Source organism: Gottschalkia acidurici 9a, assembly GCF_000299355.1.
Taxonomy (GTDB): domain Bacteria; phylum Bacillota; class Clostridia; order Tissierellales; family Gottschalkiaceae; genus Gottschalkia; species Gottschalkia acidurici.
On the sequence record NC_018664.1, the window covers coordinates 869,953 to 888,169 of the forward strand.

Annotated in this window: 13 protein-coding genes; 11 read left to right on the forward strand and 2 right to left on the reverse strand. The window is 25.0% G+C overall.

What is annotated here, in order from left to right; all coding sequences use genetic code 11:
* The first annotated feature begins 545 nt into the window (after positions 1-545).
* The 8 genes from CURI_RS16315 (at position 546) to CURI_RS03970 (ending at position 12,852) form a co-directional block, all read left to right on the forward strand.
* Entirely contained in the window at positions 546-674 is a 129-nt protein-coding gene (locus tag CURI_RS16315) for a hypothetical protein (RefSeq protein WP_266353828.1), read from the forward strand.
* A gap of 191 nt (positions 675-865) precedes the next feature.
* Entirely contained in the window at positions 866-2,257 is a 1,392-nt protein-coding gene (locus tag CURI_RS03940) for a radical SAM/SPASM domain-containing protein (protein WP_014966988.1), read from the forward strand.
* A 462-nt stretch (positions 2,258-2,719) separates the two neighbouring features.
* Positions 2,720-4,039: a radical SAM/SPASM domain-containing protein gene (locus CURI_RS03945; protein ID WP_014966989.1), complete on the forward strand. Its 1,320-nt coding sequence runs from the start codon at positions 2,720-2,722 to the stop codon at positions 4,037-4,039.
* Positions 4,040-4,062: 23 nt separating this feature from the next.
* Positions 4,063-5,481 carry a radical SAM/SPASM domain-containing protein gene (locus CURI_RS03950; protein ID WP_144275998.1) on the forward strand — a complete coding sequence of 473 codons (1,419 nt, stop codon included), beginning with the start codon at positions 4,063-4,065 and terminating at the stop codon, positions 5,479-5,481.
* Positions 5,482-5,486: 5 nt separating this feature from the next.
* Positions 5,487-6,842 carry a radical SAM/SPASM domain-containing protein gene (locus CURI_RS03955; RefSeq protein WP_014966991.1) on the forward strand — a complete coding sequence of 452 codons (1,356 nt, stop codon included), beginning with the start codon at positions 5,487-5,489 and terminating at the stop codon, positions 6,840-6,842.
* A 150-nt stretch (positions 6,843-6,992) separates the two neighbouring features.
* Complete coding sequence (locus tag CURI_RS03960; protein ID WP_014966992.1) at positions 6,993-7,733, forward strand: radical SAM protein; 741 nt, start codon at positions 6,993-6,995, stop codon at positions 7,731-7,733.
* A 264-nt stretch (positions 7,734-7,997) separates the two neighbouring features.
* Positions 7,998-10,739, forward strand: a complete 2,742-nt coding sequence (locus CURI_RS03965) for an insulinase family protein (protein WP_014966993.1) — start codon at positions 7,998-8,000, stop codon at positions 10,737-10,739.
* 373 nt (positions 10,740-11,112) lie between these two features.
* A complete protein-coding gene (locus CURI_RS03970) occupies positions 11,113-12,852 on the forward strand; it encodes an ABC transporter ATP-binding protein (protein ID WP_014966994.1) in 1,740 nt (579 codons plus the stop codon).
* Between the two features lie 238 nt (positions 12,853-13,090).
* Here CURI_RS03970 and CURI_RS03975 read toward each other — a convergent pair whose 3' ends face one another.
* Together CURI_RS03975 and CURI_RS15750 are read right to left on the reverse strand one after the other, a co-directional pair.
* Positions 13,091-13,819: a LytR/AlgR family response regulator transcription factor gene (locus CURI_RS03975; protein ID WP_014966995.1), complete on the reverse strand. Its 729-nt coding sequence runs from the start codon at positions 13,817-13,819 to the stop codon at positions 13,091-13,093.
* Positions 13,820-13,891: 72 nt separating this feature from the next.
* Complete coding sequence (locus CURI_RS15750) at positions 13,892-14,428, reverse strand: sensor histidine kinase (protein ID WP_187287418.1); 537 nt, start codon at positions 14,426-14,428, stop codon at positions 13,892-13,894.
* Positions 14,429-14,813: 385 nt separating this feature from the next.
* On the opposite strand from CURI_RS15750, the gene CURI_RS15755 reads away from it, so the two are divergent.
* The 3 genes from CURI_RS15755 to CURI_RS15240 all read left to right on the forward strand — a co-directional run bounded on the left by CURI_RS15755 (position 14,814) and on the right by CURI_RS15240 (position 16,811).
* Positions 14,814-15,056 carry a hypothetical protein gene (locus CURI_RS15755; protein WP_051003967.1) on the forward strand — a complete coding sequence of 81 codons (243 nt, stop codon included), beginning with the start codon at positions 14,814-14,816 and terminating at the stop codon, positions 15,054-15,056.
* An 887-nt stretch (positions 15,057-15,943) separates the two neighbouring features.
* Positions 15,944-16,654 (forward strand): accessory gene regulator B family protein, encoded by a 711-nt coding sequence (locus CURI_RS03985; protein WP_014966998.1) that lies wholly within the window; start codon positions 15,944-15,946, stop codon positions 16,652-16,654.
* Positions 16,638-16,811, forward strand: a complete 174-nt coding sequence (locus CURI_RS15240) for a cyclic lactone autoinducer peptide (RefSeq protein WP_014966999.1) — start codon at positions 16,638-16,640, stop codon at positions 16,809-16,811. Before CURI_RS03985 ends, CURI_RS15240 begins: the two co-directional genes overlap by 17 nt.
* The last annotated feature ends 1,406 nt before the right edge of the window (positions 16,812-18,217 follow it).

Genomic DNA, 18,217 nt, shown 5'->3' on the forward strand with positions numbered 1-18,217 from the left:
GGTTTTACAATGGTTAACATACGTAAAAGTAAAAATTAGATAATCTTTAGGCGTATATCTTTTAATGTTTTTAAATAATTGTATTAGCTATAATTCTATAATAGTATCAAACGTTAATTATATAAATTATGTACTAATTATAAATATAAAATAACGAATATTACCAAAATATGATAACTTATTATATATATATATATAAATCATTTTAGTATAGTAATATGAAAACAAGAAGTGATAAAAATTGTATATACATTTAACTTATATAACTACTAACTAAATATTTACACTTTTGAAAATATAATTGAGTAATATATAAACTAAGATGTATAAAAAAATATTTATATAAGGTATAACGATATTAAAAATAAATTAGTTATTAATATATGGTGTAATTATAAAACTAGACATGATATTTTATTGGACAAGTATAACATTATTTATACTATAGAAAATATGTTCACACCTGTATATTAACCATATAGATAGAAAGAAATATATTTATGCTATATAAGCTATTATAAAAAATATGAAGGGAGTTAGATAAAATGAAAGATAATAACTTAATTAAACCTATCAATGAGGAGATAACTGAGGATAAAAATGATTGGATACTATGTGGTAATGACGATGTGTGTGATGACTGTATAGGAATCTGTGATCCAACATTTCATTAAAAACTAAAGATACACATTTATTAAAATTAATTAATTAACTAATAAATAATGTGTTTTAGGTGATACATACAAAACACAAGTAAAAACATAAATATATTTCTTCTAATAAAATAGTAAGTATAGACTATAGTCTATACTTACTATTAATAATTATAAGGAGGAAGTCAGAATAAATCTGACAAAATTAAATTATGCATCCTATAAATACCAACTCATATGAAATACTTAATTATAATAGCAAAAAATTTATTTTCATTGGAAACTATAAAACTTTATTCGAATACACAGATTTACTTAATGACATTTTAAAACTTCTATCTAATCATAATGATGATGAAATAGTTAATAAGTTAGAAGGAAAGTATTCTAGTAAGCTTGTAAGAGAACAAGTTTCTATTATAAAGGAATGGATATTAAAGATTAATTCTCATAATGAAAATCAATATAATTTAAATAATAACATTGAAAGAGATTATTGGCACAAAGAAAAAGTGCTTAAATCATTATGGTTAAATATATCCCATGATTGTAACTTGAGATGTATATACTGTTATGGAGATGGTGGAAATTATGGAAAAAGAACAGAACTTATGACTGTCGAAAAGGCTAAAGAAATAATTGATTATTGGTTTAAGTATTTAAATAAAGAGTCCAAAGAAGTAAATGTTGTTTTTTTTGGAGGAGAACCTTTAATGAACAAAGATGTTCTATTTTTTGCTGTAGACTATATAAATAATTTAATTGGCCATAACAAAAATATCAAATACATGTTGACGACTAATGCTACTATTATGGATAGTAAACTTTTGGACTTGTTTACTAAAAATAAATTTAGTATTACTCTTAGTATTGATGGTGAGAAAGAAATACAAGATAAAAATAGACCATATTGTTCTGGTGAAGGAACTTTTAATAAAGTTATAGAAACTATAGGTTTGTTGAAAAAAAGTTATAATAAATTAACCGCAAGATTAACTTTAACACATGATAATGTTCCAAGATTAAAACAATCTATAGAAGATTTATGGAACTTAGGTATTACAAATGTTAACTTTGAAATAGTTTCTTCTAAAGACAAAAGTCTTAAATTAACAGAAGAAGATATCAAAATATTAAAACCACAAATACAGGATTTGGCAAAAATAACCTATCGTAATATTATTGATAATAATAATAAATATATTTTGACCTTTATAAAATACGGAAAAATATTACATAATTATTTGGATAATAGCTGTACTTTCTATTCTAAAAATAGTCTAATGGTAGATCCTGACGGCGAAATTTTCAAATGTCATAGATTGATTGAACAAGAAGAATTTATGGTTGGAAATATATCGAATGAACTAGACTGGGGAAAGTATAATAAAAATAAAAACACAAATTCAAAATGTGATGATTGTTGGATAAATAAATTATGCTTTCAATGTCCGCAGATAAACTATACATTTAATAACAATATTTATGACCCATATGAATTATCATGTGAGCTTACAAAAATAATTGTTGAAGAAAGTCTAAAATTATATTGTAGTATATATGAAAATTATCCTAAGCTATTAAGTCAAATTTATAAATGCTAGTATTTATAAATTTGACTTAATAGTAAGGCCTTAAAGAAAGAGAGAAAGAAATAAATATTTTTTTATTAGCTAAGAAAGGCATTCAAATATAAAAAGATATAAGAAAAACTTTTAGTAAAATTAACGTAAGTGTCTACTTTTATTATTTATGTAAAATCTACTGTAAAACATTTCTCACAACTTCTTTTTCTCACTTATTAATATCTCTGTTACAAAAATAATTACGTTTTAGATTATATTATTAAGAAATATATGGAACTCATAGTTAGTATAACCGTATTCTTTATATCGTTATTGTTGTGACATATTTACTTTAATAGAAGGGCATATAAGTTTAAATAAAAGTTTAACAATCAAAAAGTGCACTTTTAAATAAGATACAGTAAAAAGTTTAAACCAATACAATAAGAATAGATATATTAAAATTTCTTAGTTAAAGAAAGTTAGGAGGAATAAGAAAAAATGTTTCATACTATAGATATAAATAAAAGGAAATACTTATTTTTACCTAATTCCCTTTTTTTATTTGATTTTGATAGTGAAATAATGCAAATTGCAAATGATATAGGAAAAATAGATGGATTTAATAATAGAATTGATACTAATAATAAGAAAGTTATTAAAGATTATTTAGAAAAAGATAAAAAGGCGGAACAATATAACAAAGAATTTATTAATAAATTTAACAGTAGCAAAATTAGAATAACTGGGTGTGAAATTAATGTATTTTATGGATGTAATCTTGCGTGTAAATATTGCTTTGCATGTGATGGAGGACACGGAAAACAATATACTATGACAAAAGAGATTGCTAGGAAAACAATAGATTATATTTTAGATAACTCTGAAGAATCCCCAAAAATAAAAGTTACAATAATAGGAGGAGAGCCCCTATTAAATATGTCAGCGTTTAAGGAGATAATTGAATATGGTAGTATAGAAGCTAAAAAAAGGAACAAAAAAATATATTTTGCTACAACTACAAATGGAACATTGTTAGATGCTAATAACGTTAATATATTTGAAAAACACAATATCCCTTATATGGTTAGCTTAGACAGTCACATAAAGGAAACTAACGATTATCTAAGACCAGGTAAAAATGGAGAAAGTTCCTACGATGATATTATGAGTAATTGGCCACTTATAACTAAGACAAAAAAAAGCAGTGTTCACGTTACAGTAACTCCACATAATAAAAATATATTTGAAATAGCACAAAACTTATTTGACCAAGGTGTGTATCATATACACTTTTTTGAAGTTAAAACTGATAATGAAGATCTACAATTTACAGTAGATGATATAGAATACCTAAAAAAAGAATATGAAAAATTGTCTGATTTAATAATACAAAAAATAACAGAAGGTAAGAATATTAGCTGTTATCCATTACTAAATTATTTAGATAAACTTCACTATAAGAAACCTGTATTCCTAACATGCGGTACATTCAATAATAGAGTTTCATTTGCTCCAGATGGAAATATTTATCCATGTGATATGCTTATGTGGGACAAGTATAAAATTGGTAATATAAATGAAGGAATTTATAAGGATAGAATTATAGAAATAAAGGAGCTCTTAAATAATGAAGATAACTGTGAAGAATGTTGGGCTAGATACTTGTGTGGTGGTGAATGTTTAGCAGATAAGCTTTGGGAAAATAAAGAACAGAAAGCTTTAAGATGTGATCTAAAAAGACATGTTCTATCTTTAAAATTGTATATTTATGATTATATTGTTAAAAACTTTAAAGATTTTGATTTTAATAAATACTAGTACTATAGGAGGAACTATTGGATATGGAGAAAGCTATAGAAAGTCCTTTTCTACCATTAATAGTAGAAGATAAATTTTTTATATATGATGGAGGTAGCGCTACTTTATCAGAAGTGAATAGAATAATATATGATATTTTGAATCTAAATAAAATGTATAACTTATATGATGACGATGATTGCATTGACATAATAAGGAGTTTGAAAAAAGACTTTTCATCTAAAGAGATTAATGAAGCTATACAAACAATAAAAGATTATAATAAAGATGGTTTTTTAAAATATAAAGGTAAGGTATATGAATTATTTAATGAAAAATACGAGTGTGATGAAAGAGATTCATTTACAGGATGTTTGTGGATTAATATTTCACATGATTGTAATTTAAGGTGTAATTATTGCTTTGGTAATGGGGGTGATTATGGACATAAAAGGATGCTAATGACCAGAGATACTGCTAAAAAGTGTATTGACTACTGGTTTAGCAATATAAATAAAGAACAAAAATTTTTTGAGGTTGCTTTCTTTGGAGGAGAGCCACTAATGAATCAAGATACTATGTTTTTTACAGTTGACTATATAAATAGTTTACTACAAAGCATAAATGCGAAAGCAAGATATAATATTACTACAAATGGAACGATTTTGAATGATGATATTATTAAATTATTTTGTGATAATAACTTTAAAATAAGTATAAGTATAGATGGAATTGAGAAAATGCATAATAAGAATCGTCCATATGCTTCTGGAAAAGGAAGCTTTAATGATATAGTTAATAATGTTAAAAAATTACAACCACACATTAAAAATATATCATCTCAAATTACTTTAACTAAGAGCGATATTCCTTTCCTGAAACAGTCAGTTCAAAAGCTTTGGGATATAGGAATAAATCTAGTATATTCAAATCTAGTTTTTAGTAAAGATGAACTTTATGAATATGAGGATTATGAAACACTAGACTCACAAGTAAGAGAACTATCAGAGATAACCTATAACAACATAATAGAAGGCAGAGAACATACGTATAATGGTCTTGTTAGGCTAGTAGGTAATATACATAAAAAAAACTTCTCTACTAACTGTTTTTTCTGGCATAATGGAGCTTTTATATTTTCTCCAGAGGGTATAGCCCATAAGTGTTATAGATTTATTGGGAATGAAGAGTATAGTATTGGAAATATAGAAGATAAAGACCTTGAATTGCTTAAACATAGATTTAAAAAAGAGAAGATAGAAAAATGCTTAAACTGTTGGGCTCAACTTTACTGTGGAGATGGATGTGCATACGAAAACTATATATATGGTAATAATATAAATACTCCATCGGATCAATGGTGTACGAAAACTAAAATATTACTTAAAGAAAGCTTAACTCTTTATGCTAAACTAATGTCAAATAATCCTGAGAAGGCAAAAGAATTTTTTAAGTGGAGATGATAAACATGCTTAACAAAAGATATTTTTCATATGACTTCGACAATAAATATTTTCTATATGATTCAGATACAGGTTTAGTATTTACTTCAACTGAAACTATGAATCGAGTTGTTGAACTAATAAATTTAAAGTATGGTAAACAAAATATTATAGATTCATTATATAGGCTTGATAAAAATGAAGTAGAAAATAGTATAAACTTTCTCAAGCAGCTTTCTAAACAATATAACCTAAGAGAAGGACAAAATAAAGACCTTGTTAGAAAAAATAAAAATATAGAAGAATCTTTATGGTTGGATGGACAAGTTTTGAGTAAGATGTGGCTGTCAATATCATACTCATGTAACATGAAATGCACCTACTGCTTTGCTGATAGTGGAACCTATGGAAATGAATCTATGATGACTATTGAAACTGCAAAGAAATGTATAGATTATTTTTTTAAATATGTAAATAAAAAAGCTAATAGGTTTAATGTTCAATATTTTGGTGGTGAACCTTTACTCAATAAAGAGGTATTTATTTTTGCTACAGAATATATTAATCAAAAATCAAGTGAATTAGGCTTGAAACCCAACTATATAATAACTACAAACGGAACAATCATGGACAATGATATTTTAGATGTGATAATAAGTAATAGAATGTATGTACACATAAGTATTGACGGTTCAAAAGATATTCATAATTTAAATCGTAAGTTCTCTAGTGGAGAAGAAACTTTTGGTATAGTTGCAAATAATATAAATATGATTAAAGAACGAGGCTACAGAAATATTGGAGCGAGGGTAACATTAACTAAGCCTGGAATTAAATCGCTAAAAGAAGATGTAAAGTTTCTTTGGGACTTTGGTTTTAATCATGTATTCATAGATATTGTTAAGACAGATATAAAAGAGTTAGCAATCGACAAGGACTCAATATGTTTACTTAAACAAGAATTAGAAGAAATTATGATAATGATGAAAGAAGAACTATTAAATGGCAATATGAAGTGTATTAGAAATATAACTGATATGGAGAGTATTATTAAAAATAGAACTATAAAAGCAGAGTGTACATACTTTAATCCCTTTACAATAAAGTTTACTCCTAAAGGGGAAATATATAAGTGTGAATTTGCCTTAAATGAAAAAGAAAATTATGTAGGAAGTATATCTAAAGGAATTGAATGGGATAAGTTTAAAAAGACATTTACTCCAGAAGAAAGATGCCTCAACTGTTGGGCAAAAAGGTTGTGTGGAGGCGGATGTCACTTGTATTCAAATGATGATGTATCATGCGAATATTCAAAAATTATTATGGAAAATGCTCTAAAATACTACTCTTTTTTTGAAAGTAATGAGGAGCGCGCATTATAAAATTAAGTTGGGACTAATAAGCAACATAGTAACAATAGAGAGGTTAAACAAAGTTAGTTTTTTTATAATAAAATTATATATATTTATATGAATTAACTAACTGAAGTACAAAAATAGCTAATAAGCACATAAAATTAGGGGGTTAAGAATATGCAACACTATTTATTAGCACTTATATATACGTATAAATGTACTGCGTCATGTGATATCTGTTGTTTTTCATGTTCTCCTGAAAGAGAGGAAAAGATGAGTTTATCTGATGCAAAAAGATATGTAAGTGAAGCTAAGAAATGTGGAGTAAAAATGGTAGGAATAGCTGGTGGAGAACCACTTATATTTTTTGATGAAATCATCGAACTTGCAAAATATACAAAAAGTCTTGGAATGAATATTACACTTACAACAAATTGTTTTTGGGCAGAATCTTATAATATCTCACTTGAAATTTTAGAAACTTTACGTAATGCGGGTATAAATCATATCAAAATAAGTTCAGATGAATTTCATGGCAAATATATTCCATATGAAAATATAAAAAATGTATTAAATGCTGCAAAAAATATAAATTTAAAAGTAGTAGTAGGGTGTACTGTCACGAAAAATAGTGATCGTCTAAGAGGTTTATTAAGTCATATTGAGGATGAATCAACAGGTACAATTTTACTAGAGCAAACATGCTATCCTTTAGGTAGAGCAAAGGAATACTTTAAAGAGGATCAATTTATTTATAAAAAAAATATAGATAGATTCTGTAAAGACGGTGGAATGATAACAATAACACCGGATGGAAGTGTATATCCTTGTGGCTCTATGTTTTCAATTATATCTAATAGACTAGTTGGATCTATGTGTGAACATTCTTATGAGTTAATCGCTAAAAAAAGTACATGAAAATAAGCATAATAAATTTATAAGTAAATATGGGATAAAGCCATACTATGAATATATAATAGAAAATAATTTACCAATAAATATCAAAAAGGAGTTTGTAGACTCATGTCATGCATGCTACGAACTTTTTAATAATGACCAAAATATACAATATCTTGATGACATAGTAGATAGACTTGAAAAGGTATATGGATAAAGTCGAGGTACAATTATTATATTGAGAAATTTTTTAGTAAGTTGTTATAGAAAGATAGGTGATACAAAGTGGAGTTTAAGTTAATATCAAAAACTTACTTAAAAGGCTTAAAAACATATGGACATGAGTATAAGCATAAAAGTGGGTTAACTTTGATTTTTGTAAAAGATAAGAACTGTAACCAAAAGACAAGTATAAATATATCAATATATACTCCAGCAATAGATAATAGAGGAGCAGCTCATATAATAGAACATTGTATAGCTAGTCAGATGAATAGTATGAAATTTTTAAAACATTTTGCTAAAACCTATCAAGATAAAACAAGTTATGAATATGTTCTAAATGAAAATGATATAGAGGAAATTGATAGCATAATTAATGGAATATTTGTGCCTTCTTTTAAAAAAAATAAAAATATTTTCTTAAAAGAAGGCTGGCGGCTTGAAGAATACAACAATAAGTTGTCTATAAAAGGAGTAGTTTTCGATGAGATTAGAGACGCGTTTGCATCGCCTATTTATAATATTATAAACTATATACCATTCACTTTATATAACGGCTCTGTGTATGGAAATGTATCTGGGGGATTGATAGAGGACATTCTAGATTTATCTTATGATGATCTTATAGAGTACTATAATAGGTACTATACGTTACGTAACTGCTGTATATTTATACATGGCAATCATTGTATCAATAATATAATAAAAATCTTATCTCCGATCATTAATAAGCTTTCGATAGGTAATGAAGTTGATTTTATAGAGGACATAAAGTTAAAAGAATATGAGAAAATATCTAATTATAGTGGTGCATATCTATCAACAGTTGAAGATATAGATGGTTATAACTTCAAAAGTGTTAACTTTGCAATTGACAAGCCCAAAAATCAATTTGAATATAATATATATTATCTAATATGTAGAGACATGCTGGAACATAAAAATGAAATATTTATAAAAGACATAAAGAAATATAAAATTGGAAAAAAAGTTAGTGCAATTTTTAAAAACTCATTATATAAGCCCTTCTTTTCCATAATATTATATTACTGCAGAAGTAATACAAATGATATTTTCTTAAAAATTTGCAAAGAGATTTTAAGTGATGTGATTAGTAATATTAATATAGATCAAATACCTAACTTTGTACTAGGTGATATATTTGATAATTATTATAATATTGATGGACTAAAACTAGGTACTTATGTTATGGAGGCTTTTTTTTCAAATATTCCTTGCTTTTCTTATATAGTAGAGAGCAAGGACGATAAAGAAAAAATTAAGTTCATAAATAAGATTAAAGAGGAACTAATTGCTTCTCCTAATTATTCAATTATAACATTATATCCATATGTAAAACCTGAAAAGATAAAAAGTAATGATTTGATAAGGAAAGCTAGAAAAAAGAGTATTGTAAATGAATACAATCCAATAAGAGCTAGTACACATTTGATAACAGATAGCTTCATAAATATTAATAAAAATATCTTCAATGAAGTAAAGAGAAACTTATTATTTGAAAATCCTGAATTAAAAATACATGATGATATAAAGTATTTCTTTTATAGCAAAAATGATTCAAAAATAAATACTCATATATACTTTGATATAACAGAATTTACATATGAGGAATTATGCTTAACAAGTATTTTAAATATATATTTTAAATCTTACTTAGACAGAATTAATTGTAAAGATAAAATTAGAATAGGTATTTATCCAATATTTGATGAAAAAAATAATTCGGTTTCATCAAAATTAGTAGTACACTTATCTACTAATGAAGTTGATTTTAAAGATTTATTGATTAAATTGAAAGAATTATTAACATTAAGTAACTTATACAAGGATTCAGATATAATAAAAGAAAAATTATGTGACTTAAAAGTAAATATTGATATAAATCTAGTAAACAATATAAGAAGTCTATTACCTATAAGGTTATTGTCATACTTTTCAAATTGTAATTTTCATAAAGATGCTACCAATGGAATTGGATTTTATAATTTTCTGACTACAATGCTAAATAATAATGATAATTATGATTTGGTAATTAAAAAGATATTTGATATTTCTAAACATATCTTTACAGTAGATAAATTGTTTGTCAGTATTTATGCTAAAAATAAAGATTATGTTTTTAATAATATTAGTGATTTTTTATTACAACTAAAAAAAGGTAGATTTAAAAGAACTAATGCACTATACACTAATAAGAAAAATGAAGGATTTATTTCTACTATAAAAACAAACTATATAGCCCTTGGGTTTAATTATAGCGAACTTGGATTTAAATATTCTTCAAAATACAAGATACTGTGTAATATAATAACTCATAATTATCTATTTTCAAGTTTAAGAAATAAATATAATGTTTATGCATCAGAATTATCTATAATCGAAAATAATTTAATCTTTTTCTCAATGAAGGATCCAAATTTTGCTACTACGTTTGAAGTATTCAGAAATACCGGTAAATATATAACTACTAATATAAATACAATACTTAAAGACTTTAACTTATACAAGTATAATTACATAATAAAGGCTAAAGATCCCATAATAACATGTGAAAATGATTTGGCAACTATTAAATTACTATATCCAAATCTATTCAAAGATAGATCGAAAATATTATCAGAGTTAGAGGACAATATAACAAAAGAAGATATTTTTATTTTTTGCGATATGGTTGAAAAAGCAGTAACTGAAAACTATTATTGTATATTCGGAAATGAAGAAATTATAAAAGAGAATGAAGAATTATTTTCTTCTATAAATTATTTACCTATTTATCAAATATAATAAAAGATTATTGTATTTACAATCTTCAGACTAAAAATACTTAAATATTAGCAATAATTATTTAGATATAATATTATAATAAAGTAACCTTAGTGACAAGTATATAGTTCATAAGTTGAAAAGTATACCAAAAGTACTGCGATGATTTGTTACTTTAATCTTAAGTAAATTACTTAAGATAATATTTTTATAGAGACTTAGTAGAAGTATAATATAGACCTAAAGAATATATTATTAATAAACAGTTGAAAAAAGATATATATATTATTTAGATAAAAATGGAGTTAAAGTTAGATAACTAAATATAGTTAATAAAAATATAAAGTTACTGAAAGCTAATGATTAAGATAATATTAGCATTGGAGAGGATAGATTGAATAATATAAAAAAGTTTCTAAAAATAATATTTAAGGGAAATAAGCTAATTGGATGCTTATCATTTGGAATTATGCTAATTATATGTATTTTAGATTTGTTAACACCACAGTTAACTAAAATGATATTAGATGACGCTATAAAACTTGGTGAAAAGAGTTTATTAATGAACCTAATAATTATATACGCTGTAATAAGTATTATATCGGCTTTATCTGATATAGTTTTAGGGTACATAAATTCCATAATGCAAAAAAGAGCTTTAGTTAATTTAAAAATAAAATTATTAAGGCGTATAGGCAATTTATCAGGAGATTATTACACAAATGTAAAAACAGGAAATATATTAAGCATAATAGAAAATGACATATCTACTTTAAAAAACTTTGGAGCAGATATACTATTTTCTTTAATAATAGAGAGTATTACAGCTTTAATAGCCTTAATATTCTTGATAAGAATGGAATTTGACTTATTACTCATGATAATAGTACTTCAAATATTAATAGGATTTAGTCAATCAAAATTTGCTGAAGTTATATTAAACAAAACTAGAGAGGTTAGAAAAGATGAGGGAAATATATCTGGTATAGTTCAAGAGTACATATCTAATATAATAAATATTGTGTTGTCAAAATCCAACTTTATGTTTTTTCAAAATTATATAAATAAAGAGAAGGAACTTATAAAAAAATCTATTAACTTAAATATTACTGTTTCGAGTAATATAGCTATATCGAGTATCTTAAATAGATTGATAACGATATGTATTTATGGATACGGTGGTTTAAAGGTAATAAAAGGACAGATGACAATAGGTGAGCTTATTGCATTTCAACAATATGCAAACAGGCTCATAGGTCCATGTATGAAAATAATAAGGTCTAATGCCCAAATTCAACAATCTATTGTATCTATGAATCGCATATTTAGTATAATAGAAGAACCTATAACTATAAATCAAAATAATAAAGGAAAAAAGTATGTAGACAGCTTTAATGGGGATATAAGTTTTAATGAGGTTAGTTTTTTTTATGAAAAGAATACTAAAGTTATAGATAATATAAATATAAGGTTTGAAAAAGGAAAAGTAACTGCATTAGTTGGTTCAAGTGGTTGTGGTAAGTCTACTATAGTTAAATTGCTATTTAGGTTATGGGATGTCGATGATGGAAACATATTTATAGATAATATATCATTAAAGAATTATAATCTTAAGTATATAAGAAAAAATATATCTATAGTTACCCAAGACCTATTTCTATTTGATGATACCGTACTTAATAATTTAACATTAGGTAATAAAAATATATGTAAAGAAAGAGTAATAGACATATGTAAAAGAGTTGGTATTTATAACCTCATACTTAACCTGTCAGACGGATTTAACACTAGAGTTGGGGAGAATGGTATAAAATTATCTGGTGGTCAAAAACAAAGAATATCAATTGCAAGGACACTATTAAGTAATCCTAAAATTGTAGTGTTTGACGAGGCTACCTCTGCACTAGACAATATATCTCAAAAACATATATTAGAGAATATAAGAGAATATTTAATGGATAAAACAACTATTATTATAGCTCACAGACTATCAACGATAAAAGATGCTGATAATATATATGTTCTTGATAAAGGTAAAGTTATAGAGGAAGGTAATCATGAAGAGCTTATTGAAAATGAGGGATATTACTATAACCTTTTAAATGAGCAATGTTTGGAAACTAGCCTAGGATAACCAAGGTACAGAGTTATTTACATTCTAGACCTCCTGACCTTTTAAGCATGAAAAAGCTCTCTTTATAGTTTTTCAGGTTTTTTATACTTATTCTGATCTACTATAAAGAGATGAGATTATTGTCTATGAAGTTCTTGACTTTACCTAATTAAGAAAGTCATATAAATTCAAAACCATAACATATACATTTATATGTGGAAACTTAACATAGTGTTTATAATATATACACTTTTGCTATTTATAGAAAATCAAGTCCTCTAATTCCACGTACAGAAGCCATGCATGTTTCACCATTGATCATATGTATTATTCTATTAGTTTTATCTATTTCTTTAATATTATCTTTATTAACTATAAATGATTGGTGACATCTATAAAATCTTTTATCTAACTTTTCTTCTATACTTTTCATTTTACTATAAAACTCCACTTGTCTATCTATCGCATGTAGCCTTAATTTATGTACAGTATCTGACGTTTCAAAAAATAAAATTTTATTATATTCTATAGTAATAACTTTAGAGCCAATATTTAAGATAAATATGTTCTGGATAGTATTAGACAAGGATGAATATCTCTTATGAGCATTCAATATACAGTCACGCACCCTATAACAAACTTCAGTGAAATTATCTTTGATTATATAATCCATAGCCTCAGCTTTATACTTAAAAGTTAAATAACTCATTTCGGCATGTGTTGTTACGAATATAATAAAGCCCCTAGGATCATACTCTCTTATTCGTTCGGACAACTGAATACCATTTATAGAAGACTTTAAGTCAACATCTAAAAAATATAGTCCGTTTACTTCATTATCCTCTAAATACTTTAAAACCTCATAAGGATCTTCAGTTGCTAAGGTTAGTTCCATGTCTAGGTCTTCAATAATTATTGCGTTTTCTATAATTTTTTTTAGCTTATCCATATAATTTCTATTATCCTCACATATAAAAACTTTAAGCATACTTATGAAGTCACTCCTATTCATTTTGAATTTCTAAAATCTGATTAAACTCATTGTTTTCTAAAAAGGTGTCTAAACAAATATTGTTATATTGAGATAATATTTTTTTAGGTTACTTAATCCTACACCTCTATTTAAACCTTTAGTAGAAAAACCATTTTCATAAATTTTAAAAATTTCAATAGTATCATGTGGACATGAATTAATTACTATAATAGTCACAGAATTTTTCCTACTAACTAGTCCAAACTTTATAGATTTACTAGAAGTTTTTTTAGCCGCTTCTATAGCGTTGTCTAAAAGTATACCTATTACTCTACACAAGTCCACTATATTCATATTAATATTTTGTATAGGTTCTAATATATCTATAAATATATTAATATTATCTTTATGAGCTCTTATAATTTTTGAAGATACTATACCTTTTAACTCCGGTATCTTTATATTTTGAATCAAACCTAGCTTAAAATCTCTGCTATCTATATCTTTACTTATAGATAGTATGTTATTATCAAAATATTCTTTCAAATTCTCCATATCATTTTGATTTATATACTCAGCCATAGATATTAATATATTTATGTAATCATGTTTAAAACTTTTCATTTCATTATATAAAGACTCTATATTTTGTGTATATTCTTTCAAATTCTCAAATTCAGTTTTTCTATGTATAAATTCAGATTCTTTTTTTACATTTTGTGAAAATGCATAATAAATTAAAATTAACAAAACAAAATATAGTAGAAACATAAATATATTAATATTTACTTGATTCTGGGACAAGAGGTTACTATTAAAAAATAAAACTGAATTAATGTAAAAAATTAAAAAAGTTAGCAACAAACTAGATAAAACAAAAATACTGAATTTATTTTTAAAGTTTAAATTAATCAACATTAGTTTTTGTTTGAAAAATTTATTAATTAAAAAGCATATAGAATATGATATTAGATAGTGAAAACAATAAAATAAGGTATAGTAAAAAAAGTTGGCTTTAATATCTAAAACACTATCTAATGGTAGTATACTTAACGCTAAGGTACAAGATAAGAAATCTACAAATAAAAACAGTATGAAACTTAATGTTACAGACACTAGTGTGGGAATTAATTGCTTTGTTTTAATATATATCATTACAATTAAAAATATTATTAATACAGGTATTCCTAAGTCCTCATACTTGAAAATTGGAATTAAGATAATAGATGATATTATTGATAAAAATATATAATAATTTCTAGATAGTATAGTAATATTAAGTTTATAAACTATAAAAATAATTAAATATATGCTTAATAAAGAAAATATATAATACATATGACACCACCAATATAAAAAATATACATAAATAAATCTTATCACATTATGGTAATAAAGTCACTAAAATGTAAAGGTGATAACAAAAATGTAAAGTATAACCTGTATCGAGCATAAATTATAAAGACTATTAATCAACGGTTAAAAGATAATTTCTATATTGAATATAAGTTAAATTCTTTAATCACTATTGACTTATATAAATATTATAGTAAGACATATACTCATCGACTTTGTTCTTTGAATTAATCTAAAACTTGAAAGCTGTTAATTAATTTATATATCGTAATTATTGATATATTTACAGTAAAATTCATTTAATAAGATATATGCAACTATTTTATCAGTAGATACATCCTTACTAGTGAATAAATTTAGTTTTTCAGAAAATGTCTCATCAGTAGGTCTACTAGTTTTCTTTACCATACTCTAAATAAGGTTTAAAACTTAGTTTTGAAAAACTTCATAATCAAGCTTTTGTTTCTATTAAATTCTAATGAAAATTGGGAAAATTTATTGTGTTTCTTAATGAAGTAAACTTAACTATATAACGCTTTACCTTATATTACTTAGAAATTATACCATTTATAATGATTTGCAAATGTCTGGTTTAAGATTTAGTTAAATATAAATGGGATTTGATTTTAAAAAAAACTGTATATTTATAGTTTGTTATAACTAAGTTTTGAAATATTTGCGAATGACTTCTTTTTTATACTTTGTATAAGAACTTAATTATAACAGAACTTTGCATATATACTTCTTACTTTATTTAATTATAAAATTATAGAGGTATTTTACATGATTAATAGAATTGATATAAAAATATACAATTATTATGGAAAAGGGAGCATTTGTTATATTAATATAAAGATATTTGAAGAATGTGTTAATATAGTGTGGGGTGAGTTGAGTTATATGTATGAAAAAATAGCTATAAAGCTTACAAGAGGTATAAGTAAGCATACGAATAGGACGGACATAGAGCTAACAAAGATAAAGTTTGGAATAGAAGTACTAATTATTAATATATCGAAATTTTTACTGATAATAACTATATCGTACTTTTTAAAGATAATACCTTTAACCCTGATTCTTTTTATTAGTTTTGGACTAATAAGAAGAAGTGCATTTGGTTTGCATGCAAAAAATAGTATAGTATGCACAATAATAAGCACTTCATATTTTATAGGTGGGGCATATATAAGTATATACTATCCACTAGAAATGAAAATTATGGTACTAATATTTTTAATACAAATAGGTTTATTTATGAAATATGCACCATCAGATACTGAATCAAGGCCTTTAGTAGGAAAAAAACTTAGAAGTAAATTAAAAAGAGATACTATAGTTACAGTTTTAATATTATTAGCTATTGCATTAATAGTTAACAATGGAACTATAAGTATGTTAATTACTTTAGGTGCTACTATGGAATGCATATCTATACTACCAATAACTTATAAAATATTAAAAAGGAGGTACAATAATTATGAGCAATATAAATAAAAACTCTATATCTAAGTTTGAAGAAAAGTTTTTTGATGTATTAGCAAGCATATCTGAAAAGATAGCAGACCGTTCAATGGGAGCATGCATAGCTTACTTTGCATATGAACCAAAACTTCCAGAAGAACTAATACAAAATATGAAAGAAGAAGATTAAGTTACAAACATACATAATAGAAAATTATTATCTCATGACTTCAAAGTTATGAGATAATTTTTTATTACATCTATTAAATAGATAAAGAAGATTAGAATGTTTCAAAATATAGAATTTATAACGGATCATTATTGCTGAAAGTACTTATAGCCTTCTTCCTCGATGAGTTATCTTAATATAAGCAAACCTTCCATCATCTTTGAGAGTCTATAAGTATAGCGTATTCTATTTCTTTCACTGTACATATACTGAGTAATGCTCTTTAAATATGTGTTCTTAAAGCATATTCATATTGAAAGCTTTTAGGGAACACTTTGATAAGCCGAAGTGTTTTTCCATATAAAATACTGCCTTTTTCAGAAAGTTACTTTCTACAATTTTTATAAGTATCAAATATCTCATCATGATTTAAAGTATACTGTTTTGTAACTATTTGCTAGTCAAGATAGAAGAATTTCTGTACTTTTCATAATATACAGGAGAGATTGGACAATAGATAAGTTTTAAATACTACTTAATTTACAAAATACTATTGATTAAAAATAATTTTGATGAATAATTAAAAGCTAATATTTCTAGAAAGCTTGCGGATATTGATAAAAAGTTTGATTTATTATATTGTAGCCGAAAAAAGGTAAGATGTTCTACAAAATTATATAATAACTACGTAATAAAGAAATATAAATGCTCAAAAAGTTTCAATTATTAAGAAGATGATCGAGTAGACAAGCAATTCAGTTCTATGAGAGAAGTATCATCGTATTTTTAAATTAATAATATAATCGGTATGGAAGAAAGAGTAGGATATATACAGGATTTCATTAATAAAGAAAATACATCTACTGGATACGAATATGATAGGTATATGGAATATAGATCATCTAACTTTTCAAGTGTTATCACGGAGGGTTCTGGAAATAAGGAGGAATGTATAATGTCATGTGTTAATCATTATTTAGGTTTAAATATAATGATTTATTTAAAACTATGATAAGATGCGTAACCTACGACAAACAAGGAATAATATTTTTTATTTCAAAAAGAAGAGAAATGTGTGTCATCATCATTTCAAAGAAACCTAATAAACTGATTAAAGAAAAAAATCTATATTTACTCCAAAATGCCTATAGCCCAATAAACTAGTATCTATGGGGAATGAAGCTTTTACAAAAGCAGAAGATAATATGATATTTTTACTTATTAAGTATTCTTTATGTGGTAAAAAGTTAACTTACATAAAAAAGCAATTCTAAGTTATTAAACTTTAGAATTGCTTTTTATATATTAAGAGGGTATATATGATTTATATTTACTATCTTGTGTTTTGAGAGTTGTTATTTTATAGTTGGTCATTTGGTGTTGATATGATGTACATTAGCTCTTTTTAATCAATAAGTATCACAATT